This is a genomic window from Lysinibacillus sp. FSL K6-0102 (genome assembly GCF_038003545.1).
In the GTDB taxonomy this organism is placed as follows: Bacteria; Bacillota; Bacilli; order Bacillales_A; family Planococcaceae; genus Lysinibacillus; species Lysinibacillus capsici.
The window spans coordinates 4,060,808-4,085,721 of the sequence record NZ_JBBOPH010000001.1; the positions used below are offsets into that span (position 1 = coordinate 4,060,808).

The window sequence follows — 24,914 nt, forward strand, 5'->3', positions numbered from 1 at the left end:
CCTCCTCTTGTTGTCCTTATTTTAGCATAGCAAAACTTCAGAGGCATTGATTATTGCTATACTGACTGCCTATAATTAACTTTACTATTCAATTAATAAAGGGGTTAAAGCATCTTGAAAATTCCACCATATCTATTATTAGTACTCGCAACTCTTTTATGGGGTGGTAATTTTGTTATTGGACGTGCCGTTAGTGAAGATATCCCTCCCCTAACACTTGCCTTTTTACGCTGGTGCGTCGCATTTATTATCTTTTTTCCCATTGCATTTCACCAATTAAAACGTGAATGGCGGTTACTGAAAAGACATTGGTTTATTGTCATCATTCTTTCATTAACAGGTGTTACAGCATTTAACACACTTGTTTACATTGGATTACATTACACAACGTCCATTAATGCATCTTTAATGAACTCTTCTACGCCCATAATGATTTACATACTTTCCTTTATTTTTTTGAAGGAAAAACTATCAAAATATCAGTTAATAGGGACCGTTCTATCACTGAGTGGAGTTGCCTTTATTATAATGGGTGGCTCTTTTACAAGGATTGTCGATTTTACTTTCAACAAAGGGGATTTAATTGTAATCGCAGCAGTATTATGTTGGAGCATATATTCATTGCTCATTAAACAATATGCAACTCGCTTACCAGGGCAGTCTACCTTTCTAGTGACGATTGGACTTGGGGCTATGATGTTATTTCCTTTTTCTCTCTATGAAACACTGTCTAGTGCAACAGCAATTCATTGGGAATGGTCAACCTTTGCTGCTATTTTATATGTTGGTATTTTTGCCTCCATCATTGCTTTTCTCTGCTGGAACAGTGGTGTTATACAGCTTGGAGCGAACAAGGCAAGTATTTATTTAAATTTCATTCCTGTTTTTGCCTCCATTTTTGCCGTCCTTTTTCTTGATGAGAAATTGCATTCATTTCAGCTTATAGGTGGACTAGCGGTTGTTGCAGGAGTTATTTTATCAGGAAAAACAAATAAGCGAAGACTTCAACCCTAAGAAGTCTTTGCTTATTTTTGCTAATTCGTACCACCATAAATTACTGTAACATTAGGATGGTTTAATAATTGGCTTGCTGGGAATTCTTCTGTAATATGACCACTTTTCAATTTCTCAATCGCCGCGAGCTTTTTTTCACCAAAGGCAATGAGAACGATTTCCTTTGCCTTCATTATGGAGTGGATGCCCATTGTAATGGCATGTGTTGGTACTTCAGACGGATCATCAAAATAAATAGCATTTTCTGTTCTTGTTGACTCTGTTAGCTCCACAATATTCGTCTTGGCATCAAACGATGTGCCTGGTTCATTAAAAGCAATGTGTCCATTTACACCGATACCTAGAAGCTGTAAATCAATGCCTCCTGCTTCTTCAATGCGCTTATCATATGCAGCACATTCTTCAGCTAAATTGGCTGCCTGTCCATTTGGCAAATGGACATTTTTCGGCTGTATATCCACAAAATTAAATAAATTCTCATGCATAAATGTAAAGTAGCTTGCTGGACTTGATTGCTCAATGCCAACATACTCATCCAAGTTAAAAGTTTGTACTTCCTTAAAAGATAAATGGCCAGCTTGGTGTCGTGCCACTAATTCTTTATACATGCCTACAGGTGATCCACCAGTTGCTAAACCTAAAACACTATCAGGTTTCTCTTGTATTTGTTTTGAGAAAATAGTAGCTGCCACTTCACTCATTTCCTCATATGTATTCACTTCTATCCATTTCATTCTTTATACGATACCTACCTTACCATTAATATTATTAACTAATATGTAAAATATTTCACTTTATAGTAGCTAATATATTAATCTTACTAGTTATTTAGCTATTTTTCTATCATTTCCTACTTCAGTTTATGCGTGTAATCTAAGACTATTTCGGTTATGTTATTAATAAGGAAGTGAGGCGATTTTATGAATGAACAGATTCAGCACTATTTACAGTATATTCAATTTCAAGGAACGTTAGAGCCATCTATTCAACTACTTGGACAACTACAAACTAAACATCTATTAACCATTCCCTATGAAAATTTAGATGTTGCCTTGAATCGTGGTATCTCCTTCGCTATTCCTGATATATTTAAGAAAATAATTATTGATAAACGTGGTGGCAATTGTTTTGAATTAAATATCTTATTCAGCTGGCTTCTACGAGAGCTTGGCTTTTCTGTCACCAATCGTTATGCCCAGTTTTGGCGCAACGTAGCGGAAAATACCCCTCCAGAGGAAATTCCTATGCATCAATTATTACTAGTAAATATGAGTGGGCAATACTATATCTCGGATGTAGGTGTCGGTGCATTAGCACCCTGTAAACCAGTGCCACTGATTGCTGGCTATCAACACCGTGAAGGTAAAGAGTTATATAAAATAGATTATGATGAAGCGAATGGTTGGATGCTGTTGGAACAAGCTAAACATAGTTGGCGTTTGCTTTATAGTTTTCACGACGATGCCAATGATGCAAAATTTGCACCACGACTTTCCAAGCAAAAAAATAAAATTGCTATGATTCGAACCATTGGTGGCCGTCATACCATGATGAACAACGAATTTAGAATTTATGAAGGACAATCTTTAACTACCTATACAACAAACACTGAGAAGGAATGGCTGCAAGCTCTACAGCGTTTTTTTCATATCTCTGTACAACAATAAGGAAAGCAAGTCCATCGGTGGCTTGCTTTCCTTTCACATTATTTCATTGTCCTATTGAGCAATTCAAACACAACTATGTCATTGTGTAGCTCTTTAACTAAACCTATATCATCTACAAAGTAATAAGTTTTCACTACATCACTAAATTCTGACCTTTTCTCGACTATAACCACGCCCGTATATTGCACATCACCAGCTTGTACCGTACCATCAGTAGATTTTACAGTTACTCGTTCCCCTGCAGAAACCCCTGGATCATCTTCATGTAAAACAACACCTATTCTAAGTGGAAGTTCTATATATAAATCATAATGTGTGTTAGCTTCACTAGCAATGGCTTGTCCGTATGCACGATCATGACCATATAAAAGCTCATCAGAGATAGTTTGTCCTGTACTTACATTTTTGACTGTCCATACATCATTTTTACCGTCGTGTTGCTGATATTGATAGTTTAAAGTATAACGCTTATTGTCACTTAAAGAATAATAGGCATACGTATATTCAAATGCGGGGTCCCTTAGCAAGTTAGGTTTAGAAAGAGTCATTGCTCTCGCTAAAAACGCTGAGAAATGGGCGCGTGTAACAGGGTCATTAGGTTTAAACGAACCATTCTCATAGCCCCTTACTAAATGATTATGGGCCAGTGTTAAAATTTCTTTATAACCTGGTGTCTGCTTACTCACATCTGTAAAATAATAAGGATCTGAACCTTTTAATTGAAAGGCCCTATTTAGCACAATCGCCATTTCCCCCCTAGTAAGCGGTGCATCTGGATGAAATTTATGGGCAGTATCAAATATACCTTTATTTTGCACAGCCGCAATTTCTTTATAAAATTTATGAGTGGTTGTTACATCTTGATAGTTTGGATTTTGCACATGGATCGTGTTTAATCCTAAAGCACGTGTTAGCATTACAGCTACTTGTGCTTTCGTAATAAAATCATTCGGCTTGAACAAGTTAGTCGAATACCCTTTCGCAATATCCTGTTCTACTAAATAATGAATTTCCGTCGTTAATGTATCATCCGTTAGATCGATAAAGCTGGCTGCCTGCACTTCCTTCGGTAATATACCAATCGTTATCAGGATCAAACATACTAGCTTCAATATGTTCTTCACATTATCCCTCCTCCTTCGATTTTATACCCATAAAGACGTACCCATATGCTTAAAATGAAAAAAGCCTCTATTAAAAGAGACTTTATTCGTTATTTTTATATTGAATTAATCCAATTCCTATTCCAGTCGGATCGACCAAATAAGCTAGATAGAAATCATCAAACGCCATTTTGTCACGCAAAATAGTAGCACCATTGTGTTTTGCCTGTGCAATGACTTCGTCAATTGCCTCCACTTCAATTTGAATTCTTGTACCATGCGGAAAATCGCTTGGTCCTTTACCAATGCCACCATTAATTCCAGCTTTGTCTTCATTCCCAGTCATAACTGCCCAATAATCCCACTTTGGAGCTGCCACCTCCCAGCCAAACACTTTACTATAAAAAGCTGCCGCTTTCTCCGGTTCCTGACTATTTAATTCAAAGCCAATCACTTTTCCCATACATGTACCCCCATAACAAATAATTCAACAATTAATTGGAATTCCCTTCCTGCAACTTTAGAAATTTGACAATATTCCAAATAAAAAATTTATGTATTTAATTAGTTAGAAAATTATGTATAATTAAATTAGAACGATTGTTCAAATCATTAAAGGAGTACAACATTGAGTAAAAGACGCTATGACAGTGACAAGGCAAAGATTGAGATTATCAAACATGCCATCCAATTATTTTCTCAACATGGCTATAATCAGACATCTGTTGGTGATATTTCGAAAGCCTCTGGTTATAGTAAAGGACATATTTATTATCATTTCGAAAATAAAGAAAAGTTATTTGTGCTTTTGGCGCAGCAATCGATGAAAAATTGGCATGACAAATGGTTGCAACAAGAATCTTCATACACCACATCAACAGATAAATTGTATGGTATGGCCATGCATGTCCTCTATGAGTATCAAACACCCTTACTAAAGTCAGGTCAGGAACTGGCATCTAATCCCAAATCAAGTCCTGATTCAATACAACAGTTATACAATTTAGCTATTACACCAATGAATGCTTATCGAGCAATTCTTCAAGAGGGCATCGACCAAAACGAATTTGTTCATGGCAATGTAGATACATGGACCGTCTTACTTGGCACATGGCTAGGTGGATTATGTCAGCTGACCAATACTCATAACTTGAAATCATTAGAACCACTCTTTCAACAGGCAATAACGATTTTCTTAAAAGAAATTAAAAAAGGTGGGGTTTAAATGAAAGTAGGTTTAATAGGTGATAGCTTAACAGAAGGTCGTCCAGGCGTTTCATTTTATGATCTCTTGAAACATCAATATCCCCATATTTCATTCGATAATCTTGGAAATCCAGGCGAGACGATTAAAAGTTTATTTACTCGCTTGGAAAAAATGCCGCTCCAATCTTCCTATGATCTCCTTATTCTTTGGATAGGCGTCAATGACGTCTATTCAAAATTATTAAAGGTGCAAGCACAGCCTGTGGCGAAGGATCACATTGAATTCGAAGAATACTGCCTTAAGGTATTAGAGAAAGCACATGACGCTTCCAAAAATGTTGTATTAGTATCTCCAGCATTAGTAGGAGAAGATCTTCAAAATCCCTCTAACAAAGAAATAACACAATTAACGTCTGTTATGGAGTCTATTTCAATGAAATCTGGCAATGTTTATTTTGTAAATATGCAAAATCTCTTTAAAGATCATTTAGAACATTTGGAGTGCTCAGGCTTTATTAATACGAATGTAATAAGAGTCCTACTGGATGTTTTATTTTACAAAAGTCCTTTACGTATCGATAAATTATCTCAAAAAAGAGGGCTACATGTAACTTTAGATGGTGTTCATTTGAATAGTAAAGGTGCTGATTTAGTGGCACAGCAATATAGCTCTATCATTGAACTTTATAAAGTCGAAGGAGACAAAATCGGGAGGTCCTAAAGATGAGAAAGATTGCTGTTGTTACTGGCGGTGTTTCAGGGATAGGAAAGGCTATTTGCCAAGAATTAATTGCTCGACATATATTTGTCATTATTGCTGATATTCAAGATCATGAGGGTCGTGTGTTAGAAGCAGAGTTAAATAAGGATATCGCCAATGTAAAATTTGTACATTTAAATGTAACCGATTATAAAAATGTAACTTCTGTCATTCATGATGTATTTGAAGAATTTCACCGTATAGATTATCTGTTTAATAATGCTGGTATCGCTATGTATGGGGAGATGGGTGAAATGACTATTGAGGATTGGAAGGAAATTATGGCCATTAATTTATGGGGTGTCATTTATGGGACTCAAATAGGCTACCCACTTATGAAAAAACAAGGTTTTGGTCATATCGTCAATACCTCCTCTGCTGCAGGGTTAGGACCTTCTCCTTTTTCTACTGCATACGCTACTACCAAACATGCTGTTATAGGACTAACAACCTCTCTACACTATGAGGCTGAGGAATTCGGGATTAAGGTGAGCACTCTATGTCCAACGATTGTGGATACACCAATTTTCGATAATGCAAAGGCGATTCATATGGATAAATCCATTATCACCAAACAATTAAAGCAGCAAAAAATGATCTCACCTCAGCGAATTGCAAAAATGGCTATAGAGGGTGTTCATCAAAATAAGCCTATCATTTGTCCAATGCCAATGCGCAAAACACTGGATGTTGTTTTTACTATTTTTCCTTTTTTACACAAAGCGTTAATGAGAATCGTTTGTAAAGTGAGTCGTAATGCACGTTTAACCTAATGTTTCACAAGGCTCCCTTCTAATGGGAGCCTTGCTTATTTTATAATACGACACCATCGCTCATTTTAATAATACGATCTGTATATGCCAACATTTCTTCGTCATGCGTCACTAATAATGTTGTTATATTTAAAGTTTTTGTTAATGTTCTTAATAACAACATAATCTCTTTAGAGCGCTGTGAATCTAAACTAGCCGTTGGTTCATCAGCAAACAATACTTTCGGTTGATGAATAATAGCACGTGCAATTGCTACACGTTGCTTCTCTCCCCCTGACAAGGAGGAGGGATAGGCAGTTTTACGATGTTCCATTCCAACTAACTCCAATAGCCGATTGACTTCATATTTCTGTTCATTCTTTTTTAATGGAGATTCAGCTACATCTAGCATTAATAGCAACTGTTCCTCCACTGTCAAAAATGGAACAAGGTGAGCAAATTGAAAAACAAAACCGAATTTACTTGCACGTAATTTTCGTACCTGGTCGGTTTTCATCGTCGTAAGATTCTGCTCTTCAAATAACACTTGCCCATCTGTTGCTGGTTGTAGTCCTGCAGCGATCGTTAATAATGTACTTTTCCCAGAGCCAGAAGCACCTACCAATGCTGTAATCTCTCCTTCATTTAAAGAAAGATTGATGCCCTTTAAGATCTCTTCCTCGACTTCACCATTCTTAAACGTTTTTCGTACTTCATCAATTGTAAATAACGTCATGATTAAGCCTCCCCTTGCTGTATTGCTTGTAACGGTTCAATTTTTTTAATTTGCATTCCTGACAAGGTCGCACCAATAAAGCCTATGAGGAGGAATACAACGGATAACTGTGTTGTAGTGCCTATTGTTAAAGTGAATGGCATCCCCTTAGGAGCAACTATATTAAATAGCTGGCTAAGACTGACAGATACCACAAGTGAAAAGATTGTAATAATAGCCATCTGTGTCCAGATCATTTTAAATAGCTTACTTGTTTTTAATCCAATCGCTTTTAAAATGCCATACAAGCCAATTTTTTGCACATTCATCATATAGAAGAAAATAGCAAACAACATCCCACTAATGACAACTAAGAACCATATAATCATATTTAAAGATAATTGTTCCGCATTATAACTAGGGATAGTATTGAGAAACTCTTTATTGCTATATGCTTGCAATCCCTTAATATCATTTGGCTCACTATTTGGTACAAAAATTAATTGTTTATCAGCTACCCGATACATCTCCTGATAAGCCTCTTCACTAATATAAGCAACGGGAGCATGACTATATTTTTTTTGCTCTACAAAACCTTTTACAATGAACTTTCCATTGTATTGATTATTCGTTAATATATCTCCAACCTGTATTCCTTTATCTTGTAGTGAGCTATCCAAAAGCACCTCGTCTTGATGCACATTGCTAAAAAGTGTAGATTCCGTTGATGTCACAAAGGCTACACTTTGTTGTTTATCATCCTGATCATTTAAAAAGCCCATCTGGATCGAAAAAGCTACTGCCTCTTTTTCTTTACTTATGACATTCTGCTGTAGATCGCCATCGATTCTTGAAAGATTAAATGTGCCATCTGCATCCTCAGCCATGTAAAATTGTCCCTTCGGTAAATCCTTAATTAAAGCTGCATTATCCTGTGACAGACCATTTGCTAAACCCGAGATAATAAACGTTAAAAAACTAACTAGGAAGATAATGGAGCCCAAGATTAAAAACCGTACTTTATTCTTCTTCATTTCTTTCCAGGCAAGATTCATCACTAACCCCTCCATTTCTTTGATTACTCCTAGCTTAAAATTGTTAAATGAACAGAGCATGAACTAATCGTAAAAATTTAGAGTCATATAAAAAGCCGCTCTATAAAGGCATTTTTATCCCATAGAGTGGCTTCTTTTTTGAATCTTATTTATCTTTACTTGCTAAAATCTTTTTTGCTAACAAAATTTCTCCTACTATAAATAAGTTGATATTTTTAATAACAATTATATATTTTGTAAAACTTATAATAAGGTTTGTTTAACAGATTACATAAATCAAAAGTTATATACACGAAAAATTTTCAAGAATTTCTTTATTTCTACCCTTGTTATTGTCATAGTGTCTATAGTAATTTTGGACGTAATAATCATAGTAATCTATTGGAAGTATGGCTGAAAAAATCGATCAATTTTTATTTACAAAAGGTTACGGTTTGGCAGACACTGATTTACCTAATAGCCCAACCACACTCAGAAACATTCACTGCTGTAGCGATCATGCAACTAGAAGAAAAAGGACTTTTAAACCTAGATAATCCAATTTCACAATACTTTCCGGACTTTCCGAATGGAGGGTCTATTCAAATAAGTCATCTCCTATCTAAGTCGTTTCCGTCATAGCACGGCTCAATGACGAGAAGTTAACAGTGATTGTTCTTAGCAACGAGATGACAGTGAATTCTAAAAGAATCAACCCTCATTTTACTTCCATCGTTCTTCAGCAGCCAATTTGGATATGGGAAGAATAATAGAACTATTTCATTATTATAATACAGTGTTTAATGGTGATTAGAATAGTATCTTTAAACATTTCTTATCCGTAGTAGTATAGATTGAAGCAACAGAGTATATAGCACATTTAACAAAGGTTGTTTCACACATTTATAAGGAACGTCTAAAGCAAAAGGATTGCGAGTTCAGTCATACAAAATAAACTCACAATCCTTGTTATATCGATGAAAAAGTAAGCATAAGTTTTTTTACTAGGTGGATGTCTAACTATTTTAACCCCTTTATAAGTCGTGCAGAGGCAAAGCAAGTTTCACCATTTTTGAAATATACAACTCGTTCCTTATGATCTACAAATTCAATGTTTTGTTTATTCACAATAAAAGCCTTATGACATTGATACATCGATGTATGTGCTTCCTTAAAATCCTTTAAGCGACCATAAAACTCAATATGCTCATTTTCTAAATGTAATATAATTTTATGTAATTTTGGGGATGCCGCAAAAAAGTATATATCCTGAATTGCAATATTCCTTGTATAACCATTTGCTCTTATTTGAATCTGTGAAGGTGATTGTTGTTGGCCAATTTGTATATACTTTTCATATGCAACTTTTAGTGTTGTTAATATTTTTTGCTGTAACATACCTGTGTGATCCTTAATAATAAAATCTAACGCAGCAATTTTATACATAAACGTTAAATAGGTCATTTCTGCATGGGTTGTGACAAATATAATACTGCACAATGGGTCACGTTGGCGAATCATATCCCCTAACATAAGCCCTGTCACCTCATGGTTCAAATCAATATCCAAAAAATAACAATCTGCTTTTTCATATGTAATGACTTCATTAGGGTTTGTAGTTGTAAGTACAATTTCAATCCCGTTCCCTTCCATCATAGCATAGTTTTTAATGGTTTTTTTGATATGCTCTAATTGTACAACATTATCTTCACAAATAATCACTTTCATATTTACACCCCCTCCTCCTCAATAAACAACTCTTGTATAAATAAATTGCCATTTATTTTTGTATTTAAACGAAGTTTTGGAGATGCATCTACCATTTGACGTAATATAGATAAGCCCAAGCCTCGCTCCTCTCCTTTTGTCGAGAAGCCTTCTTTGAAAATTTCATGCACTTTTAACTCATAACTTTTATTGGATGAAAATGTATTCATACATGCAATTAACACAGCTTTTTCCATTCGAATAAATGCTAATCGAATCCAAGGCTCTGTAGCATGTTTACTGGCTTCAAGCGCATTGTCCAATAGTATGCCGCACATACGATTTAATTGAATCTCATCCAATGCTATTCTATCGATTTTTTCGACAATCTCAATGTACATTGGAACGTGAAACGTTTGCGCTTGAATAAGTTTTGTTGTTAAAAGTCCTTTTAAACTAGCTATATTTAAACAGTTAAGCATCGAAAAGGATATTTCATGCGCTTGCTCTTTCTTTTCAGTTTGTAAAATATGTCGATAAAAATAGGTTTCTAGTTCTGAGTAACTTTTAGAATCTATAAAATGACGCATTGATGTTAAAATATTCATATAATCATGTTTAAATTGACGCATATCTCTATTAATTTCTTCAAGCGAAGACACATATGAATTAAATTCTTCTAATTCCATTTCCTTTTGTTTAATATGTATGTTCTTAATAGCTAAGTAAACAAAGAAACCAATAATAATGATAAAGATCATCAAATAAATCACAAAAAAGAACAAATTATGTTGGACACTTTTGATAAACGATGTACCATCCATCAACACAATATCAGTATACATAAAGACAATCGTCATAAGCATCAAGGGAATCATTGCAGGTATAATGTATTGCTTAAACACATACCATCTAACAAAATAATCGAATAACTTTATGTAGACAAGCACCAATATAAATAGGATACTCATCGAAAAAATGAGTTGTACCAATGGAGAAGTGATGATAGCATCCATGCCATTCGATAAATGATACACGACAAGCGAAGAAATATGATCTGCCAAAACAACTAAAACAATCGTAAACAGCACATGGGCCACATTCCGCCAACGCTTTGTTTGCTGGTAGACGAAGAAACTTTCCACTAATAGGATGTACGCCATAGCATAGACACCTATAAAAGCAAACAACACTACTGATGGCGAAACTATTAATAAAGAAATCTTCAATATCATTTTTTTTGTTATTGCAATGCTAAAATATAACGGTAAAATACTTAATATCAAAAATTGATAAATAATCAAAGTTAAATAGGATATACTCCACATACGAATAACATGATCCTTCCAAAATAACATATAATCAATATCTATCTTAGAATATTTATGTATTTTTTTCAAATTTATTGAAATTTAATTCTTGTGGCAACTCCTCTTCTCCTAAAGCTCCCCAACACATATAAACAGAGCTAAAGTCAGCCAATTTAACGAATAAATTATATAAATAATCAATAATATTGTCGATAATAAATTTCATTAATGAGATCCTCCTATTTTTGCAATAACCACTAAAACAATCCCCTTCAAAAATCCTGCTACGAAAAATACACTTATGGATGTTGGAAAAATAACGAGTAGTCCCCCCAACACAATAAGTCTGCTATACAGTTTTTTAAACAAAAATGTTCGATGAGCTTCACCCTGTACTTTTGTTTTTTTAGAACTCACTGGACCAATAAACAACAAGATGACAGCTCCTAGCAAAAACGCCCCCCAAACAACGAGTGAAGTGATAGGCAATGCTACAGCTAGCCATGTGATGAACGGAAATGAAATACAACTAACAATAAGACACGTTTTAAATGATGAACAATGCGCACCATATGCTACTTGACGCACCAATAGAAATCCAATTTGAACCAGTAACATTCTCCAAAATAAACCGAACGCTATAGCTATACCGTAAATAATCAAAAATTTTTTTAACTCGCTTGTAACAACACGAAATCCATACACTAATTTAATTTTATCTAACTGTGTTAACGGTCTTCTATGTTCAAAAAAATCTACTAGCATTTCCTCTTTTGCAGTAAATTCCATCTCATCACCTCCTTGATCACTAGTATAAAACATGTAACATCAAAATAGTTAAAAATATCCTAAAAAGTATATTTTTAAAGATAATCGCCTATTTTCAATCTTCTCTTTTACATAAACGTTCAAAAAAAGAACGTAAGCGTAAAGTGCCACTTAACGTTCCCTTAAATAAGTTTTTCTGTATATGCTTTATAAACTGCTTCTAAATAATGAGATGTTCCAAAATATGCATTAATATGTCTAATCGATTGCTCTATCTCTGTATTTGTAAATTTTTGAGAGTTACAAAGAAAGTCAATGGAGTGACCCTTTGCCAATTCCATGAGCACATTCATTTCTAACATATTCAATCCGCCCAATCGTCTTGTATCAACTATTTCTATTGAGTCTCCTTCAATGATATGAACTAGTTGTTCTATCGTCATATTTTTATTTATTACCTTACAATTCAAGATATTATTTGTGTAGTAATGAATCTCTCCAATATTTTCATCTGTCATAAAAACAATTTGGCATTTCATTGTTTCGAGGTTTTTTAAATATGGTATATAGTGAACAAAATGCTTATAAGATGTGTCAATTAACACAACATCATATTTTTTATTGGCATTTATCCTTATGACAACCTCACTCAACAAGTTAATGGTATCAACTACCCAAGACGGTCTATACATAGTGAACATATTTTTTAAAAGCTCTTGCATAAGCGTGTAATCTGAATGTACTAAGATATACATTATTCTGTTATCTGACACGAACATTTCTATATAACACTCCGTTTTACAAATCGAGCAATATATAGTCGACAACATACTAAAATAATCATCGCTGTACCTATACTTGAACTAAATATAAATAAGAAATCCCATTCTATTGGCCCATCTGCGTCAATTTGCATGATTAACTTTGTTAAAAACATGCCACTTGTTAATCCAAGTAGTAAACCGATAGTGACAACAAAGAGAACTTCAGACCAAATAACCTGTTTTAATTCTTTTGGGGCAAGCCCGATTAAACGTTGTGTATTGTATTGGTCTCTTCTTTTAAAGATTATATGAAAAATCGTTTGCACTAGACCAGTACAACTCGCTACTACTAAAGCAGTCAAAATGAGCATGAACATTGCCCATCGTTGATAAAACCATTCCGAGGCTTGCTCTAAAAGAACAGCTCGCTCCACAATTTTTAACGTTGGCCAATCATGAATCGTCTGTTGGAGATCGTCTAATGTTGTGCCATTACCTAAAGTTAAATGGATTTTATCAATTGTTACAACATCTTTAATCAAAGGGGAATTCCAATCAACAAAAAGTTGTTTATATTTGTTTTCAGTTGGAACAATTCCAGTAATTCTTAAACGAATGACTTTTTCATTTGACCGTCTATCTAAGTAATCGCCTTCTAAAACATCGCCTATTTTTAAATCATACTTATCAGCTACATCATCTGTAATTTCAACTCTATCTGCTCCACCAAAATCTTTGGCAAAATAATTCAGATTAACACCATTATTAGTGAGAAAAGAACTACCCTTACTATCTAATTGTATTTCTTTTATTGAAATTTTTTTTCGCAATAACTCTATATCATTATAAGAAATATTTTCAAAATAAGGATTATCAATCGCTACTTCATACGGATAGGTTTTTTCAATCGTTGTTTCCTCGGATTGTACAATAGATTTCAAAAATGTACCATTAAACGTAATAATCATAATCAAAATCGCTAATATACAAACAACAGGAACATAGTTACTTAAATTAGGGATGAATTGAATTTTTACATAGTGCGCTTTGTTTCCTAAATAGCGATGAATCCAGGAAGAATATTTTTTCAATGTGTATACTATCATATATGGGAATAAAAAGAATAGACAGCCTATGATACATACACTTCCAGTAAAAATGAGAATAATTGATTGAATTGCATCATTTTGCAAAATACCTTGTGCAAGAATAAGTAATGACATCACACCTACTATAAAAGTAAGTACGGTCTTCCATTTCGTCCAATGATATGATTTAAACTCATAATTTCTTTTCATTGCTAAAGGTAATATTTTAGTTACCCTCGCTACTTGAACAAACACAAACATGTAGAGTAAGAAATAAATAGCAAGTAAAATTGCTGAAAAATAGACAACAGGAATGTTAAAATGGGCTTGTGGTAAGCCAACCATCTCAACCAAAGATGGGACAACGAATTTTAGCAACAAAAGGCTACTGATTGTGCCTGTCCCCACACCTATTAGTAATATGATAGTCGATTGATAGTTGACAATCTTTTTTAGTTGCCCTGTCGTTGCTCCCATTGTTCTTAAAACGAAAAATTGGGCTTGTAAACGACTAAATAATAATGAAAAAGTGGACTTCAATAATAGACCACTAATAATGATAATACTAAACACTAACATCATGATGAAAACGAGTAAGGAATTTAAATTTGCTTGTACCCAGTCCGTTTCTTTCGTTATATCTACACGTATATTTGGGAAAAATTGATGTAATACAGTAGCTGTCTGCCACACATCCGTTGTTTTAATCATGACAAACAAGCCTTTTACATCCGATGGAATACTACTTACAATTTTCAAAGAATCAATGTCCATATAGAGAATAGGCGCATCTTCTCCATATTCGTTAGGAGATAGCACTCCTTTTATAAGAAACGGCTTACCATTTACCATAATTGAATCTGTAACAGACTTATTTAATGTTTTTGATAACGAATGTGAAATAATAACTTCGTTATCTTTCGGTATGTCGTTCAAATGGTAAAATCCTTTTGTTAAATGCCCATTTGTAACACCTAATGTATAGGCTCCTTCAATCTTATCAATAGATGTAAATTGTAGTAAAATCGGTTCCACAAGCTCGACTTCTTCTAAAGTTTTAATCTGATTAAAACTTTCTTTCGTAATCCATTGACTAGACTCTTGACTAGATGAAAGGTTATAACCAGCAGAAATATCCACATCCCCATACAAGTTACGAATATTGTCTTCCATTTCTGTTCGTGCATTTTCAACATAGATCAACATTGTTGCAATTAAACAAACAGCGAGTGCTACAACTTGTATGGCAATGATTACTTGTATTTTAGCAGCTCTACAAAGTTTCCAAGCAATATTCTTTAAATCATACATTGAGATAACTCCTCTGTATGTTTTTAAATTTGTCAAAAATCATCGATAAATTATCGCTATTTACTTGATTGATATAACTATCTACTAATTTCCCTTTATGAAAGAATAGTACACGATCAGCATAAGTCGATACATGTGGATCATGTGTTACCAATATAATTGTTTGATTTGTTAGATTTTTCAATTGAACAAGTGTTGTTAAAATATCATTAGTTGTATTCACATCTAAGGCCCCTGTTGGCTCATCTGCCAGTAATAATAGCGGATTGGCAATAATCGCTCGTGCTATAGCCACTCGTTGTTTTTGCCCACCAGATAATTCATGTGGTTTCTTCACAGCTAAATCACTAATTGACATTTTTGTTAAAACATCTTTCACCTTTTGCGCAATTTTTTTAGAGTCCTCATCTAGCAAAATTAAAGGCAGAGCCACATTATCTGATACCGTCAATTCATCTAATAAGTTAAAATTTTGAAATATAAAACCTATATTTCGTTTTCTAAATTCCGATGCTATCGGTTCTTGAAATTGCTCAATCATTGGTACACCTTGAAACATTAATTCCCCATGTGTAGGTTTGTCTAAAGCAGCTAAAATATTAAGTAATGTACTTTTCCCTGAACCACTCGTACCCATTATTGCTACGATTTCGTTTTGGTAAATTTCACAATTGATTGTATCTAGTGCTTGTACCATAAAATCCTTTGACTGAAATTCCTTTGACACATTTTTCATCACTACTAATGGGGTTTCTTTCATATTTTGTGTCTCATGTAGTTTCAACGGTTTCATGAAAATGCTCCTTTCGCTCATACCATTTGGATTGGGCTTGATGCATACGATAAAATAATCCTTTATTATTTATTAATTCATCAAAAGTACCAATTTCTTCAATTTTCCCCTTATCCATTACGATAATCTTATCTGATAATTTCGTGGGTCCGATTCTATGTGTAATCGTAATCGTTGTTTTATCATCTGTCATGCTATCAAATAATTCAAGTGTTTTTAATTCTGAATGAGGATCTAATGACGCTGTAGGTTCATCCAACAAAATCAAACTAACATCCTTCATTAGCGCTCGTCCTAAAGCTATTTTTTGCCATTCTCCCCCAGATAGATCAATTCCGCCATCCATTTCTTTAGATAAATAAGTATCTAAGTCAACATTATGGATTGATAATTTATGTCCCAATCCTACTTTTCTTATGACATCCCATATTTTCTGGTCATTCTCCATGTCATCTACATTGCCAAAACCAATATTTTCTCTTAAGGAATACATATATTTAGGGAATGTTTGAAAAACAACAGCAACTTGTTTATGTAAACTAGATTTATCAATGTCGGTCATATTTTCTCCATTTACTAAAATCGTTCCTTCTGTCAAATTGAATAATCCTACTAAACAATGGGCGAGTGTTGTTTTCCCTGAACCGTTTCCACCTACAATCGAAATTTTTTCTCCTCTTCGTATTGAAAAGTTCAATTTTGAAAAAGCTGAAATATCAGAATAAGGATAGTTGAAAGTGCCATTTTTAATATCAATCGTTTCAATAGAATTAATTTCTTCTCTCTTTTCGTCATCAAAATGTTCTATTTTCAACAACTTGATTAATGCATTATTATAAATAGCTGCTTCAAAAATAGAAGCTATATGTGCACCAATTTGAGCAAAAATGCCCTGTAAAGTAATTATAGCTGCAGTTAACGCCACATAACTCCCTATTGTTAAAGCGTTCTCTACTAGTTGATAAACAAAGAATACAGATACACCTGTATTGATAACTCCTACAAATAGTATCATCACTGCACTATTTTTCAGTTCCCACTTTGTCACTTCAAGTCTCTTGTTCATCGTATAAAAATAAAGTTTTTTCCATTTTTCCAGTAAATAATCACTCAATGTATACACTTTAATTTCCTTTAAATAGCTTTTGTCAAAAAAAAGGGATTCTGTATAAGAAAGCTCTCTTTCTTTAAATACAACGTTTTTTTCAACTTTATAATTTTTAAGTTTGCTAAAAAAAACAATGACAACCCCGGGAATTGTTGATAAAAGCACAGTTAAAGGTAATGTCCAATGAATAGCCATTAAAATCGCAAAAACTGAAAATAACGAAAATACACTTGTAATGATCTGCAAAAAAGAATATGTTGTACCTAACCCATTTCCTTCCAATGCTTTGGCTGCCAGATTCACTTGATTGTAAAAAAAGCTAGACTCAAAGTTTTCTAAAGAAACGCTAGTTACTTTTTTGTTTAACATCGCTTTAAATAAATAATTCACTCTTAAAGAAATTTTTCGAAATAGATAATCTTGAATTTTTCCAGATAGTTGTCCAAATAGACTAAGAAACGTTATTGCTACAAGGAGAACTAACACAAACCCCAATTCATTAGGAATTTTCTGCACCACCGTTAGTTGATCTATCAACCTTTTCTGTAGCAAAATTTCTAAAGGTAACATAATAGAAGTTATTATGCTTAAAATAGTTAAAAAAAGAAATATGCTCTTTTGTTCTCTCCAAATATTTTTCAAATAAAAATACTGTGAATAGAAAAAGTCTCTAACAGGTCGATCTTTCTCATGGAATTTTAATTCATTCAACTTCATAGTCATTCACATCCAAAAGATTTTCTAAACTTGCGATTCCTTTCTTCTCTACTACAAAATTATTAGTATTCAAAACTAGATACATTGGAAAGACATCTATTTTTAACTGATTAGAAAGAATTTCTTCTTCTATAAAATAAATATATTCATCCTCTAAATAGCTCAGGTTATCCCGATTTTCTATCGTATCCGTTGCTATAAAAATATACTTTTCTTTTTTAACAGGAATTAAAAAATTGAGTTTTTTTAATGTTGCTTTACAAGCAGAACACTGACTATCAATAAATACTAAAGTCTGCACATTAATCTCATTCATAATATCTTGAACTTTAACAGATTCAAATTGTTTATTCTTCAATGGAATCAACGGAAAAACGTTTTTTTCCATCGGTCCCCATTTTTCTACATTTAGCACTCGTCTAGTTCTTAATGAAATCAAAATGCTAAGCATTAATACACAAGAAATGATGACGAAAGCATAATAAATTTCCATGTCCATCGTTACACCACCTCTACGTTTCTTCTAATAATTATTAAAGTGATGAACCATAAAAGAACAGGTACGAGATAAAATATATTGCCAAAGTCAAGTATATTCATATTACCTTTATCAAAATAGAGTAGTGGCACTATACTGAAAAACATGCATAGACTTTGTATTAAGCCACCCAGTCCTGTCTTAGTTGGAATTAAATTGCCGAAACATTTACAGTCCTCTTCTATCTTATTAATAAGTGCATACGAATTAATAATTATAAAGAGTAAGATTAAAGATAAGGCACTAATATAAAGTATAGGGTGAGCATAAATAAACAAACTGACACCTATTACAATTTCAAATAATGGGAATAACAATGCCAAAAATGTAATTAAAATATCATTGATAGGAATATACTTTAAAAAAAACTGCTTTGTATTTGAATGTGAGATTAATTTAGAAATCCCAGAAAGTATCAATACTAAAGCAGAACCATAACAAAAAATATAAATCATAGTATCTCTCCTAAAAAAATTAAGAAAGTTAATGTGAATTTCACATAATTGTATCCTAAATTTTTTATATTTATATTGATAGGTATGTTTTCAAAACAACCACAGTTACGTGTCTTTCCTCCTTTAGAAGGTTTAAACAGTAAAAAAAGATTGAACAATTGCAACATTACAGCGGTCATACATATGTAAATATTCACAAATTGAATTAATAAGGAGATACCTACAAGCACATCTAAACTCACTAAAATGCTTACGAATATCGGAGATATTGTTATTTTTTCATTTATCGCCACGTAATAATGATAAATTTTAAAAACTTTATTGAATCCGTTTTTTAGAAAAATAATTGCTACAACCAGATAAACAATAATGATATTCAGTCAACTCCTTTTCTTTCAAGCCACTATTAAAATCCTTTAATATACAAGGATTTTAATAGTAAAATACACACAAAATTTTATATTGTTTCAAAGAGATTTACCTTATGAAGAAAAATTCATTATATCTTCCCAATAATATTTTTCACCCATATATAGTAATACTGGAATTTCTTCAATTTGCAATTGATTTAATTTCATCAAATGTTCGACTTTTATCTCGTTATCGTTTTCAAATAACACTTTTATCAAAATAACTTCTCTCTTTTTTGAAATTCTACGATAAAAAGCATTCAAAACATATAAGTTATCAAAAATGTTATTTTCATCCGAAATCAAATATGTTCTTCCCTTTTCCAGGAAATCTATTTGCTCAATCTGTATAAATCTCCGCTGAAAATCAATGCAGTTTCTTAATTTTGTCAAATTGTAAAAAAAGAAAATCAAAAATACAATCCCGAAAATTAGTGTCATACTTTATTTATCAGTTAGAAAAATATGAAAACGTTCATTTCACATTTTGTAGGAGTATTGTGCTATTACTATAGGGCAAATTTAGTTTTTGTATTTATTTTCTGCTATAGAACCATAACGATTCATCGTAGACTCTTCACCAAAACCTGTTCTTGACTATACATTCCTGTTACAACTTTTATGTAATAAAAAAGTAGAACATTAATTACAGTTAACATCGAAATAAATAAAATAGTTTTGGTATTAACCTATTTATAAGTTAGCAGTCATCTTTTTCTGCAGAACAACTAACCGTTTCAGTCTTACAAACGTAACATATATTTACAACTCCAGGACCATAACATGGTTCGGTTCTATATTTACGTCTTCTATAACTACCTTTTACAGCACCTGTTTCATCAAAAAATGGCAATTCTTTACCCCAGCCACATTGACCTTTAATGATTTCCGAACTATTTCCACTATCTAAAAGCATTGGTTTGCTATATGTCATTAACATAATTATTTCCTCCTGCAACCCTTAGAAATAGCACAATACACCTACACTAACAGCCTCCTTATTAATATTGATTCATTACACTTCTTGCATAATCCATACTTCAATGGAGAACAGTAATAAAAAAGCCTCATCTATCAACAAACCATTTCTCCACTTATATAAATTTTCTTCCCAAAACTCTTCGGAACAAAGACCTAACTTTGAGACAACTAAAGGTGACTTTACATTAGAATAAATTGAATTCCAATTTTTCCTTATACTCTTTAATGTATGAGCAATGTGTGATGTTTTATTTATACGCAGTCGAATACTGTCAGGTAACTTATTTTTCTGAGAGTCTCTTAAAATTTTTTTCGTGTAGAAAGGATCAAAGAGAATATGACTAGGGATTTTAATCATAAAAGAAATTAACTCCCTATCTAAAAAAGGATGTTTTATATCCACACCATAAAAGCCACCTATCGCCCTATCCATATAATGATTGGCTTTTGCATTTAACATTTGATGCAATAAATTTCTAGCATGATTCCGTTTATTTTTAGTTGTTCTACTAAAAGGATGTGGTTGAATGATGTACTCACGTAATCCTTTAAAAGCAGACATATTTGTATACATACAATATTTAGTTAAATCGCCGAACATATCCTTTATTTTTCCTTCTCTAACGTAATCTCTTAATAAATACGGCGGATTCGTTAAAAGTTGGTCACCACCATAACCTGTTAGGATACTATATGTATTATTGTTCACACTTGACTCTATTAAGGGAGAAATAAATTCACATGTAGGAGCAGTAGCATACGGTTCGTCAAAACGTAATATATTATTCCGAAGATCTTCATACATCAATACTGAATCATAATTTAGAAAAGTACCTTTAGAATTATATTGTTCTAATAATTCCGTTATATATGCACTTTCATCGCATTCCTTTAATTCATCAAAAACAACGCTTACCGAATTAATTTCTCCGTATCTATGCCCCAATCGTTTTGACACATTAAAAATAGTAGTTGAGTCTAAGCCACCGCTTAATAACACCGTATTTCGCTCGCTTTTCCGTACTCTCCTCAAAACTGCTTTGTTCAAAATACTTTCGAATTCTTCAATTAACGCTTTCCGATTTATAGTTGTCTCCTTCATCATCCATTTATCAGAAAATAATTCATCATAATTCACATAGTTTATTAGGTTAATTTCCTTATTTTCATAAACAAACATATTCCCACTCGGTAAACGCAAGATCTCTTTATATGGCGTTAAATAGGAATCAACAATTCCTTTTGCATTTAGATATTCTTGAAAGTAAACACCGTTCAACTCAGGTGTATTTAGATAACTTTTCAATAGAAAGATATCGCTCGCAACTACTAATTTTGTATCGGTTTTTAAATAAAAGAGCCTTTTTACCCCCAAGGTATCTCTACAGGCCATTAATGTTAAATTCTTTTTATCAAATAGAACAAATGAAAACTCGCCATCTAAACGCTTCACAAAATCCAAACCAAATGTGTTATAAAGGGAAATTAAATTAGTGAGTAATTCTTGCTCAGTCCAATCAACATTTTCATATACACCATGATTCAAAATATTGTATATCACAATGTCTCCCACTATTAATACATCATTATTTTCAAAAAACACATATGGGGTCGTATTTTGAGCATATGCTGCTTTCAAAACAAAGTTCTGTGAGGATGTGTTGAAATAATTTACTTTTGATTTACTGTTGATCTTAAGATGTCCATTTTTATCCACTTCTCCCTCCGAATTATACATAAATTCAAACACATACCAATTCACCTAAGTTCAACTCCCTTCATATACGAGTTTGAATCTATAATCACTTTCAACGAATCAAGATTTTCCATTTCTTCAAATAGATTGTGGCCCTGATATTGAATCCAGGCATGTGCCTCTAAGGGAAATTTTTTTATCCCTATTACCATGTTTACTGGTATACCATACTTAGATTGAAGTATCTTATAACCAATTAACGTTTTGTGTATACAATCTGCTTTCCTAGGATACCAACAGCAAACTTGGTCTAAAAGAATAAACCACTCCAAAATCTCTTCAGAATTCTCCTCAGTAAAAATCTCTTTAGAACCCTCTATAGTATATTTTTTTATATAGCGTCTAAAGACTTCATCAAAACCTTTTCTCCGTATTTGGAAATCTAAAAATATTAATTCTTTGTATAAATATAAAATATTATACAAATTTAATTAAACCTCCTTTTGACAACGAATTTAAAAATCCATCTAAATCCTTTTGAATAATTAAAATATCTTCATTTGTCCTTTTAGCTATTAATTTGGAAATATCAGAGACTATTGGTGTTTTATCAAACTCTTCCCAAATAAATGAACTAAATTTATCTAGTGCGTAAATTTGATTCGTATAAATATTAATAATTAGATATTCATCCTCTTCTTTATAGGAAAGAAGATACTTTGATTTTTTTACACGCATCCCTTTTACCACTTCCTCCTCTTTTACATTGTGAACAATCCTTTAATACTGTTCCTGTATTACTACTATACACAGTCATAAGCTCTAACAGTCTCTTTACTCTTATCATCTTCTTTCTTCCACATAACCGTATTTTTTCTACTTACTCCATTACGTTTATGATTATATAAATGTAGTGGAGTAAAATGACAACTCTTGTGCTATCGATTACATCCACATCAAGTCCATCACTCAACACATATATAAAAACTGCACCTTCTAGTTGATTGTTAACTTTCAATCAACTAGAAGATGCAACTCGTAGGGTTTTATTGGTCCATGAAAGATCTTAAAAATAGAAATCTAAAAATCAATGTATAAAAGAAAATATTCTCTCTCCACCAAAGTTCAAAAAATTATTGATGTTGAAACAGATGTCTTTGTCTTTTACCTAAAATCTATAGGATAAACCTATTCTTTTCAGGCGTCTAAAATGGCACAACCTTTATAGAAAAATATTGTAAAGATATTTATTACCCTCTAAAGCCCTGTAAAATTTGTAAAACAAATTTACCTGTTTTACATAAACATAACTGCTTAGTCTATCATAGCGAACGTTCTGACACACAATGTTTTATCACATAAAAAAACAAGAATGCTAATATAAACATTCTTGTTTTAATTATGTTTCTAATGATTCCTTTGGAGATTCAAACCCATGAGTAACTTCTACGTTAAAACTCATACTATTCTCTTCCAATGAATTTTCTATACTTTTTTTATTCTCGTTGACCTTTTCTTCAAAAAGAATCCTTCTCTTTCTAAACCTGTTGCAATTCCCCTAATATAAAAAGCTCATAAACCCTGTTATATCAAGATTTATGAGCTTTCTTAATTTTTATTAATTTGATGATACCGGTGGTCGGGGTCGAACCGACACTCCAAAGGAACACGATTTTGAGTCGTGCGCGTCTGCCAATTCCGCCACACCGGCATAATGGAGATAAAAAAAATCGGATAAACCGATTAACAGTTAAAATATGGAGGCGGCAACCGGATTTGAACCGGTGATAAGGGTGTTGCAGACCCGTGCCTTACCACTTGGCTATGCCGCCGTCATACATGGAGCGGAAGACGAGGTTCGAACTCGCGACCCCCACCTTGGCAAGGTGGTGTTCTACCACTGAACTACTTCCGCAAAAATGGCTGGGGTACTAGGATTCGAACCTAGGCATGACGGAATCAAAATCCGTTGCCTTACCGCTTGGCTATACCCCAACAATGGGGCGACTGATGGGAATCGAACCCACGAATGCCGGAACCACAATCCGGTGCGTTAACCACTTCGCCACAATCGCCATTGTATTATGATGTTTATTAATTTTATATTAGATGGGGCGACTGATGGGAATCGAACCCACGAATGCCGGAACCACAATCCGGTGCGTTAACCACTTCGCCACAATCGCCATAAAATTAATTGGCAGGGGCAGTAGGAATCGAACCCACACCAAAGGTTTTGGAGACCTCTATTCTACCGTTGAACTATGCCCCTAAAATAATAAAACTGGTGGAGGGGGACGGATTCGAACCGCCGAACCCTAAGGAGCGGATTTACAGTCCGCCGCGTTTAGCCACTTCGCTACCCCTCCGGGAAAATCTGGTGCCGGCTATAGGAATCGAACCCACGACCTACTGATTACAAGTCAGTTGCTCTACCTGCTGAGCTAAACCGGCAAAAAAAACAAGATGGGTCAGGACGGAATCGAACCGCCGACACTTAGAGCTTCAATCTAATGCTCTACCAACTGAGCTACTGACCCATATTTTAAAATAAATGGCGGTCCCGACCGGGATCGAACCGGCGATCTCCTGCGTGACAGGCAGGCATGTTAACCGCTACACCACGGGACCATTTGGTTGCGGGGGCTGGATTTGAACCAACGACCTTCGGGTTATGAGCCCGACGAGCTACCACTGCTCCACCCCGCGATAATACTATAATGTTGTAAAAATAATGGTGGAGGATGACGGGCTCGAACCGCCGACCCTCTGCTTGTAAGGCAGATGCTCTCCCAGCTGAGCTAATCCTCCATCTGGGTATTGAATTGGTGACCCCTACGGGATTCGAACCCGTGTTACCGCCGTGAAAGGGCGGTGTCTTAACCACTTGACCAAGGGGCCATCGTTTGGAACACATCAAAGTGCTGGCGGAGAGTAAGGGATTTGAACCCTTGAGACAGTGTTAACCGCCTACACGATTTCCAATCGTGCTCCTTCGGCCACTCGGACAACTCTCC

The 24,914-nt window shown here is 33.8% G+C and carries 27 protein-coding genes and 15 tRNA genes; 6 read left to right on the forward strand and 36 right to left on the reverse strand.

The window, feature by feature from the left end; all coding sequences use genetic code 11:
- The first annotated feature begins 114 nt into the window (after nucleotides 1–114).
- Nucleotides 115–1,014 (forward strand): DMT family transporter, encoded by a 900-nt coding sequence (locus NYE73_RS20635; RefSeq protein ID WP_259949894.1) that lies wholly within the window; start codon nucleotides 115–117, stop codon nucleotides 1,012–1,014.
- Between the two features lie 20 nt (nucleotides 1,015–1,034).
- Here the strand turns inward: NYE73_RS20635 and nagB are convergent, their stop codons facing one another.
- On the reverse strand, nucleotides 1,035–1,748 hold the full coding sequence (gene nagB, locus NYE73_RS20640; protein ID WP_259949895.1) for a glucosamine-6-phosphate deaminase: 714 nt from the start codon (nucleotides 1,746–1,748) through the stop codon (nucleotides 1,035–1,037).
- 186 nt (nucleotides 1,749–1,934) lie between these two features.
- On the opposite strand from nagB, the gene NYE73_RS20645 reads away from it, so the two are divergent.
- Nucleotides 1,935–2,681 carry an arylamine N-acetyltransferase family protein gene (locus NYE73_RS20645; protein ID WP_112116655.1) on the forward strand — a complete coding sequence of 249 codons (747 nt, stop codon included), beginning with the start codon at nucleotides 1,935–1,937 and terminating at the stop codon, nucleotides 2,679–2,681.
- Between the two features lie 38 nt (nucleotides 2,682–2,719).
- On the opposite strand, the gene NYE73_RS20650 is transcribed toward NYE73_RS20645, so the two are convergent.
- Both NYE73_RS20650 and NYE73_RS20655 read right to left on the reverse strand, forming a co-directional pair.
- Nucleotides 2,720–3,805 (reverse strand): S-layer homology domain-containing protein, encoded by a 1,086-nt coding sequence (locus NYE73_RS20650; protein WP_259420064.1) that lies wholly within the window; start codon nucleotides 3,803–3,805, stop codon nucleotides 2,720–2,722.
- A gap of 82 nt (nucleotides 3,806–3,887) precedes the next feature.
- Nucleotides 3,888–4,247: a VOC family protein gene (locus NYE73_RS20655; RefSeq protein WP_048391834.1), complete on the reverse strand. Its 360-nt coding sequence runs from the start codon at nucleotides 4,245–4,247 to the stop codon at nucleotides 3,888–3,890.
- Between the two features lie 165 nt (nucleotides 4,248–4,412).
- On the opposite strand from NYE73_RS20655, the gene NYE73_RS20660 reads away from it, so the two are divergent.
- The 3 genes from NYE73_RS20660 to NYE73_RS20670 are packed head-to-tail and all read left to right on the forward strand — an operon-like array spanning nucleotide 4,413 to nucleotide 6,523.
- The gene (locus NYE73_RS20660; RefSeq protein WP_259420063.1) at nucleotides 4,413–5,009 is read left to right on the forward strand and encodes a TetR family transcriptional regulator C-terminal domain-containing protein; all 597 of its coding nucleotides are present in this window, start codon (nucleotides 4,413–4,415) and stop codon (nucleotides 5,007–5,009) included.
- Nucleotides 5,010–5,711 carry an SGNH/GDSL hydrolase family protein gene (locus NYE73_RS20665; protein WP_259420062.1) on the forward strand — a complete coding sequence of 234 codons (702 nt, stop codon included), beginning with the start codon at nucleotides 5,010–5,012 and terminating at the stop codon, nucleotides 5,709–5,711. It begins immediately after the preceding gene.
- A gap of 2 nt (nucleotides 5,712–5,713) precedes the next feature.
- Nucleotides 5,714–6,523, forward strand: coding sequence for an SDR family NAD(P)-dependent oxidoreductase (locus NYE73_RS20670; RefSeq protein ID WP_259949897.1), 810 nt, complete (start codon nucleotides 5,714–5,716; stop codon nucleotides 6,521–6,523).
- Nucleotides 6,524–6,563: 40 nt separating this feature from the next.
- Here NYE73_RS20670 and NYE73_RS20675 read toward each other — a convergent pair whose 3' ends face one another.
- Both NYE73_RS20675 and NYE73_RS20680 read right to left on the reverse strand, forming a co-directional pair.
- Entirely contained in the window at nucleotides 6,564–7,238 is a 675-nt protein-coding gene (locus NYE73_RS20675) for an ABC transporter ATP-binding protein (RefSeq protein WP_048391842.1), read from the reverse strand.
- A 2-nt stretch (nucleotides 7,239–7,240) separates the two neighbouring features.
- Entirely contained in the window at nucleotides 7,241–8,272 is a 1,032-nt protein-coding gene (locus tag NYE73_RS20680) for an ABC transporter permease (protein WP_259949898.1), read from the reverse strand.
- A 498-nt stretch (nucleotides 8,273–8,770) separates the two neighbouring features.
- Between NYE73_RS20680 and NYE73_RS20685 the strand changes: the two genes are divergently transcribed.
- Nucleotides 8,771–8,893, forward strand: coding sequence for a beta-lactamase family protein (locus tag NYE73_RS20685; RefSeq protein ID WP_259949915.1), 123 nt, complete (start codon nucleotides 8,771–8,773; stop codon nucleotides 8,891–8,893).
- Nucleotides 8,894–9,271: 378 nt separating this feature from the next.
- On the opposite strand, the gene NYE73_RS20690 is transcribed toward NYE73_RS20685, so the two are convergent.
- The 31 genes from NYE73_RS20690 to NYE73_RS20835 all read right to left on the reverse strand — a co-directional run bounded on the left by NYE73_RS20690 (nucleotide 9,272) and on the right by NYE73_RS20835 (nucleotide 24,914).
- Complete coding sequence (locus NYE73_RS20690; protein WP_131521058.1) at nucleotides 9,272–9,979, reverse strand: LytR/AlgR family response regulator transcription factor; 708 nt, start codon at nucleotides 9,977–9,979, stop codon at nucleotides 9,272–9,274.
- A 2-nt stretch (nucleotides 9,980–9,981) separates the two neighbouring features.
- Nucleotides 9,982–11,358 (reverse strand): sensor histidine kinase, encoded by a 1,377-nt coding sequence (locus tag NYE73_RS20695; RefSeq protein WP_259956432.1) that lies wholly within the window; start codon nucleotides 11,356–11,358, stop codon nucleotides 9,982–9,984.
- Nucleotides 11,342–11,494, reverse strand: a complete 153-nt coding sequence (locus tag NYE73_RS20700; protein ID WP_131521057.1) for a cyclic lactone autoinducer peptide — start codon at nucleotides 11,492–11,494, stop codon at nucleotides 11,342–11,344. The genes NYE73_RS20695 and NYE73_RS20700 overlap by 17 nt, the downstream gene beginning before the upstream one ends.
- Nucleotides 11,494–12,057, reverse strand: coding sequence for an accessory gene regulator B family protein (locus tag NYE73_RS20705; protein WP_205445574.1), 564 nt, complete (start codon nucleotides 12,055–12,057; stop codon nucleotides 11,494–11,496). The genes NYE73_RS20700 and NYE73_RS20705 overlap by 1 nt, the downstream gene beginning before the upstream one ends.
- A 161-nt stretch (nucleotides 12,058–12,218) precedes the next feature.
- Complete coding sequence (locus tag NYE73_RS20710; RefSeq protein ID WP_340815704.1) at nucleotides 12,219–12,809, reverse strand: hypothetical protein; 591 nt, start codon at nucleotides 12,807–12,809, stop codon at nucleotides 12,219–12,221.
- Between the two features lie 8 nt (nucleotides 12,810–12,817).
- Nucleotides 12,818–15,199 carry an ABC transporter permease gene (locus NYE73_RS20715; RefSeq protein ID WP_259949902.1) on the reverse strand — a complete coding sequence of 794 codons (2,382 nt, stop codon included), beginning with the start codon at nucleotides 15,197–15,199 and terminating at the stop codon, nucleotides 12,818–12,820.
- On the reverse strand, nucleotides 15,192–15,992 hold the full coding sequence (locus NYE73_RS20720) for an ABC transporter ATP-binding protein (protein WP_375543423.1): 801 nt from the start codon (nucleotides 15,990–15,992) through the stop codon (nucleotides 15,192–15,194). The genes NYE73_RS20715 and NYE73_RS20720 overlap by 8 nt, the downstream gene beginning before the upstream one ends.
- Nucleotides 15,970–17,811: an ABC transporter ATP-binding protein gene (locus NYE73_RS20725; protein WP_340815705.1), complete on the reverse strand. Its 1,842-nt coding sequence runs from the start codon at nucleotides 17,809–17,811 to the stop codon at nucleotides 15,970–15,972. Before NYE73_RS20725 ends, NYE73_RS20720 begins: the two co-directional genes overlap by 23 nt.
- Nucleotides 17,804–18,316, reverse strand: coding sequence for a hypothetical protein (locus NYE73_RS20730; RefSeq protein ID WP_131521052.1), 513 nt, complete (start codon nucleotides 18,314–18,316; stop codon nucleotides 17,804–17,806). The genes NYE73_RS20725 and NYE73_RS20730 overlap by 8 nt, the downstream gene beginning before the upstream one ends.
- A gap of 2 nt (nucleotides 18,317–18,318) precedes the next feature.
- Nucleotides 18,319–18,810 carry a MauE/DoxX family redox-associated membrane protein gene (locus NYE73_RS20735; RefSeq protein WP_131521051.1) on the reverse strand — a complete coding sequence of 164 codons (492 nt, stop codon included), beginning with the start codon at nucleotides 18,808–18,810 and terminating at the stop codon, nucleotides 18,319–18,321.
- On the reverse strand, nucleotides 18,807–19,190 hold the full coding sequence (locus NYE73_RS24735; RefSeq protein WP_375543424.1) for a MauE/DoxX family redox-associated membrane protein: 384 nt from the start codon (nucleotides 19,188–19,190) through the stop codon (nucleotides 18,807–18,809). Before NYE73_RS24735 ends, NYE73_RS20735 begins: the two co-directional genes overlap by 4 nt.
- Nucleotides 19,191–19,292: 102 nt before the next feature.
- Nucleotides 19,293–19,613 (reverse strand): hypothetical protein, encoded by a 321-nt coding sequence (locus NYE73_RS20740; protein WP_259955591.1) that lies wholly within the window; start codon nucleotides 19,611–19,613, stop codon nucleotides 19,293–19,295.
- Between the two features lie 307 nt (nucleotides 19,614–19,920).
- On the reverse strand, nucleotides 19,921–20,160 hold the full coding sequence (locus NYE73_RS20745) for a hypothetical protein (RefSeq protein WP_131521049.1): 240 nt from the start codon (nucleotides 20,158–20,160) through the stop codon (nucleotides 19,921–19,923).
- Between the two features lie 75 nt (nucleotides 20,161–20,235).
- On the reverse strand, nucleotides 20,236–21,963 hold the full coding sequence (locus tag NYE73_RS20750) for an asparagine synthase-related protein (RefSeq protein WP_259949909.1): 1,728 nt from the start codon (nucleotides 21,961–21,963) through the stop codon (nucleotides 20,236–20,238).
- Nucleotides 21,960–22,382, reverse strand: coding sequence for a lasso peptide biosynthesis B2 protein (locus tag NYE73_RS20755; RefSeq protein ID WP_227744937.1), 423 nt, complete (start codon nucleotides 22,380–22,382; stop codon nucleotides 21,960–21,962). The genes NYE73_RS20750 and NYE73_RS20755 overlap by 4 nt, the downstream gene beginning before the upstream one ends.
- Nucleotides 22,375–22,635 carry a PqqD family protein gene (locus NYE73_RS20760; protein ID WP_131521047.1) on the reverse strand — a complete coding sequence of 87 codons (261 nt, stop codon included), beginning with the start codon at nucleotides 22,633–22,635 and terminating at the stop codon, nucleotides 22,375–22,377. The genes NYE73_RS20755 and NYE73_RS20760 overlap by 8 nt, the downstream gene beginning before the upstream one ends.
- 892 nt (nucleotides 22,636–23,527) lie before the next feature.
- Nucleotides 23,528–23,608, reverse strand: a tRNA-Leu gene (locus NYE73_RS20765).
- Nucleotides 23,609–23,655: 47 nt separating this feature from the next.
- Nucleotides 23,656–23,729, reverse strand: a tRNA-Cys gene (locus NYE73_RS20770).
- 8 nt (nucleotides 23,730–23,737) lie between these two features.
- Nucleotides 23,738–23,812 (reverse strand) — tRNA-Gly (locus NYE73_RS20775).
- Between the two features lie 5 nt (nucleotides 23,813–23,817).
- Nucleotides 23,818–23,892: transfer RNA gene (locus NYE73_RS20780), tRNA-Gln, on the reverse strand.
- 4 nt (nucleotides 23,893–23,896) lie between these two features.
- Nucleotides 23,897–23,972 (reverse strand) — tRNA-His (locus NYE73_RS20785).
- 35 nt (nucleotides 23,973–24,007) lie between these two features.
- Nucleotides 24,008–24,083, reverse strand: a tRNA-His gene (locus tag NYE73_RS20790).
- Nucleotides 24,084–24,095: 12 nt separating this feature from the next.
- Nucleotides 24,096–24,169, reverse strand: a tRNA-Trp gene (locus tag NYE73_RS20795).
- 13 nt (nucleotides 24,170–24,182) lie between these two features.
- Nucleotides 24,183–24,266 (reverse strand) — tRNA-Tyr (locus tag NYE73_RS20800).
- Nucleotides 24,267–24,275: 9 nt separating this feature from the next.
- Nucleotides 24,276–24,351, reverse strand: a tRNA-Thr gene (locus NYE73_RS20805).
- Nucleotides 24,352–24,364: 13 nt separating this feature from the next.
- Nucleotides 24,365–24,437 (reverse strand) — tRNA-Phe (locus tag NYE73_RS20810).
- Between the two features lie 15 nt (nucleotides 24,438–24,452).
- Nucleotides 24,453–24,528: transfer RNA gene (locus tag NYE73_RS20815), tRNA-Asp, on the reverse strand.
- 3 nt (nucleotides 24,529–24,531) lie between these two features.
- Nucleotides 24,532–24,606: transfer RNA gene (locus tag NYE73_RS20820), tRNA-Met, on the reverse strand.
- 26 nt (nucleotides 24,607–24,632) lie between these two features.
- Nucleotides 24,633–24,708: transfer RNA gene (locus NYE73_RS20825), tRNA-Val, on the reverse strand.
- Between the two features lie 15 nt (nucleotides 24,709–24,723).
- Nucleotides 24,724–24,798, reverse strand: a tRNA-Glu gene (locus NYE73_RS20830).
- A 24-nt stretch (nucleotides 24,799–24,822) separates the two neighbouring features.
- Nucleotides 24,823–24,914: transfer RNA gene (locus NYE73_RS20835), tRNA-Ser, on the reverse strand.

Bases quoted from the DNA above. Each gene is read 5' to 3' on its own strand.
- NYE73_RS20735 (WP_131521051.1), bottom strand. From the start codon at position 18,810: ATGATTTATATTTTTTGTTATGGTTCTGCTTTAGTATTGATACTTTCT.
- NYE73_RS20680 (WP_259949898.1), bottom strand. From the start codon at position 8,272: ATGAATCTTGCCTGGAAAGAAATGAAGAAGAATAAAGTACGGTTTTTA.
- NYE73_RS20690 (WP_131521058.1), bottom strand. From the start codon at position 9,979: ATGAAAGTGATTATTTGTGAAGATAATGTTGTACAATTAGAGCATATC.
- NYE73_RS20670 (WP_259949897.1), top strand. From the start codon at position 5,714: ATGAGAAAGATTGCTGTTGTTACTGGCGGTGTTTCAGGGATAGGAAAG.
- nagB (WP_259949895.1), bottom strand. From the start codon at position 1,748: ATGAAATGGATAGAAGTGAATACATATGAGGAAATGAGTGAAGTGGCA.
- NYE73_RS20715 (WP_259949902.1), bottom strand. From the start codon at position 15,199: ATGTATGATTTAAAGAATATTGCTTGGAAACTTTGTAGAGCTGCTAAA.
- NYE73_RS20665 (WP_259420062.1), top strand. From the start codon at position 5,010: ATGAAAGTAGGTTTAATAGGTGATAGCTTAACAGAAGGTCGTCCAGGC.
- NYE73_RS20655 (WP_048391834.1), bottom strand. From the start codon at position 4,247: ATGGGAAAAGTGATTGGCTTTGAATTAAATAGTCAGGAACCGGAGAAA.
- NYE73_RS20760 (WP_131521047.1), bottom strand. From the start codon at position 22,635: ATGCGTGTAAAAAAATCAAAGTATCTTCTTTCCTATAAAGAAGAGGAT.
- NYE73_RS20720 (WP_375543423.1), bottom strand. From the start codon at position 15,992: ATGAAACCGTTGAAACTACATGAGACACAAAATATGAAAGAAACCCCA.
- NYE73_RS20730 (WP_131521052.1), bottom strand. From the start codon at position 18,316: ATGGACATGGAAATTTATTATGCTTTCGTCATCATTTCTTGTGTATTA.
- NYE73_RS20700 (WP_131521057.1), bottom strand. From the start codon at position 11,494: ATGAAATTTATTATCGACAATATTATTGATTATTTATATAATTTATTC.
- NYE73_RS20705 (WP_205445574.1), bottom strand. From the start codon at position 12,057: ATGGAATTTACTGCAAAAGAGGAAATGCTAGTAGATTTTTTTGAACAT.
- NYE73_RS20645 (WP_112116655.1), top strand. From the start codon at position 1,935: ATGAATGAACAGATTCAGCACTATTTACAGTATATTCAATTTCAAGGA.
- NYE73_RS20675 (WP_048391842.1), bottom strand. From the start codon at position 7,238: ATGACGTTATTTACAATTGATGAAGTACGAAAAACGTTTAAGAATGGT.
- NYE73_RS20745 (WP_131521049.1), bottom strand. From the start codon at position 20,160: ATGTTAATGACATATAGCAAACCAATGCTTTTAGATAGTGGAAATAGT.
- NYE73_RS20685 (WP_259949915.1), top strand. From the start codon at position 8,771: ATGCAACTAGAAGAAAAAGGACTTTTAAACCTAGATAATCCAATTTCA.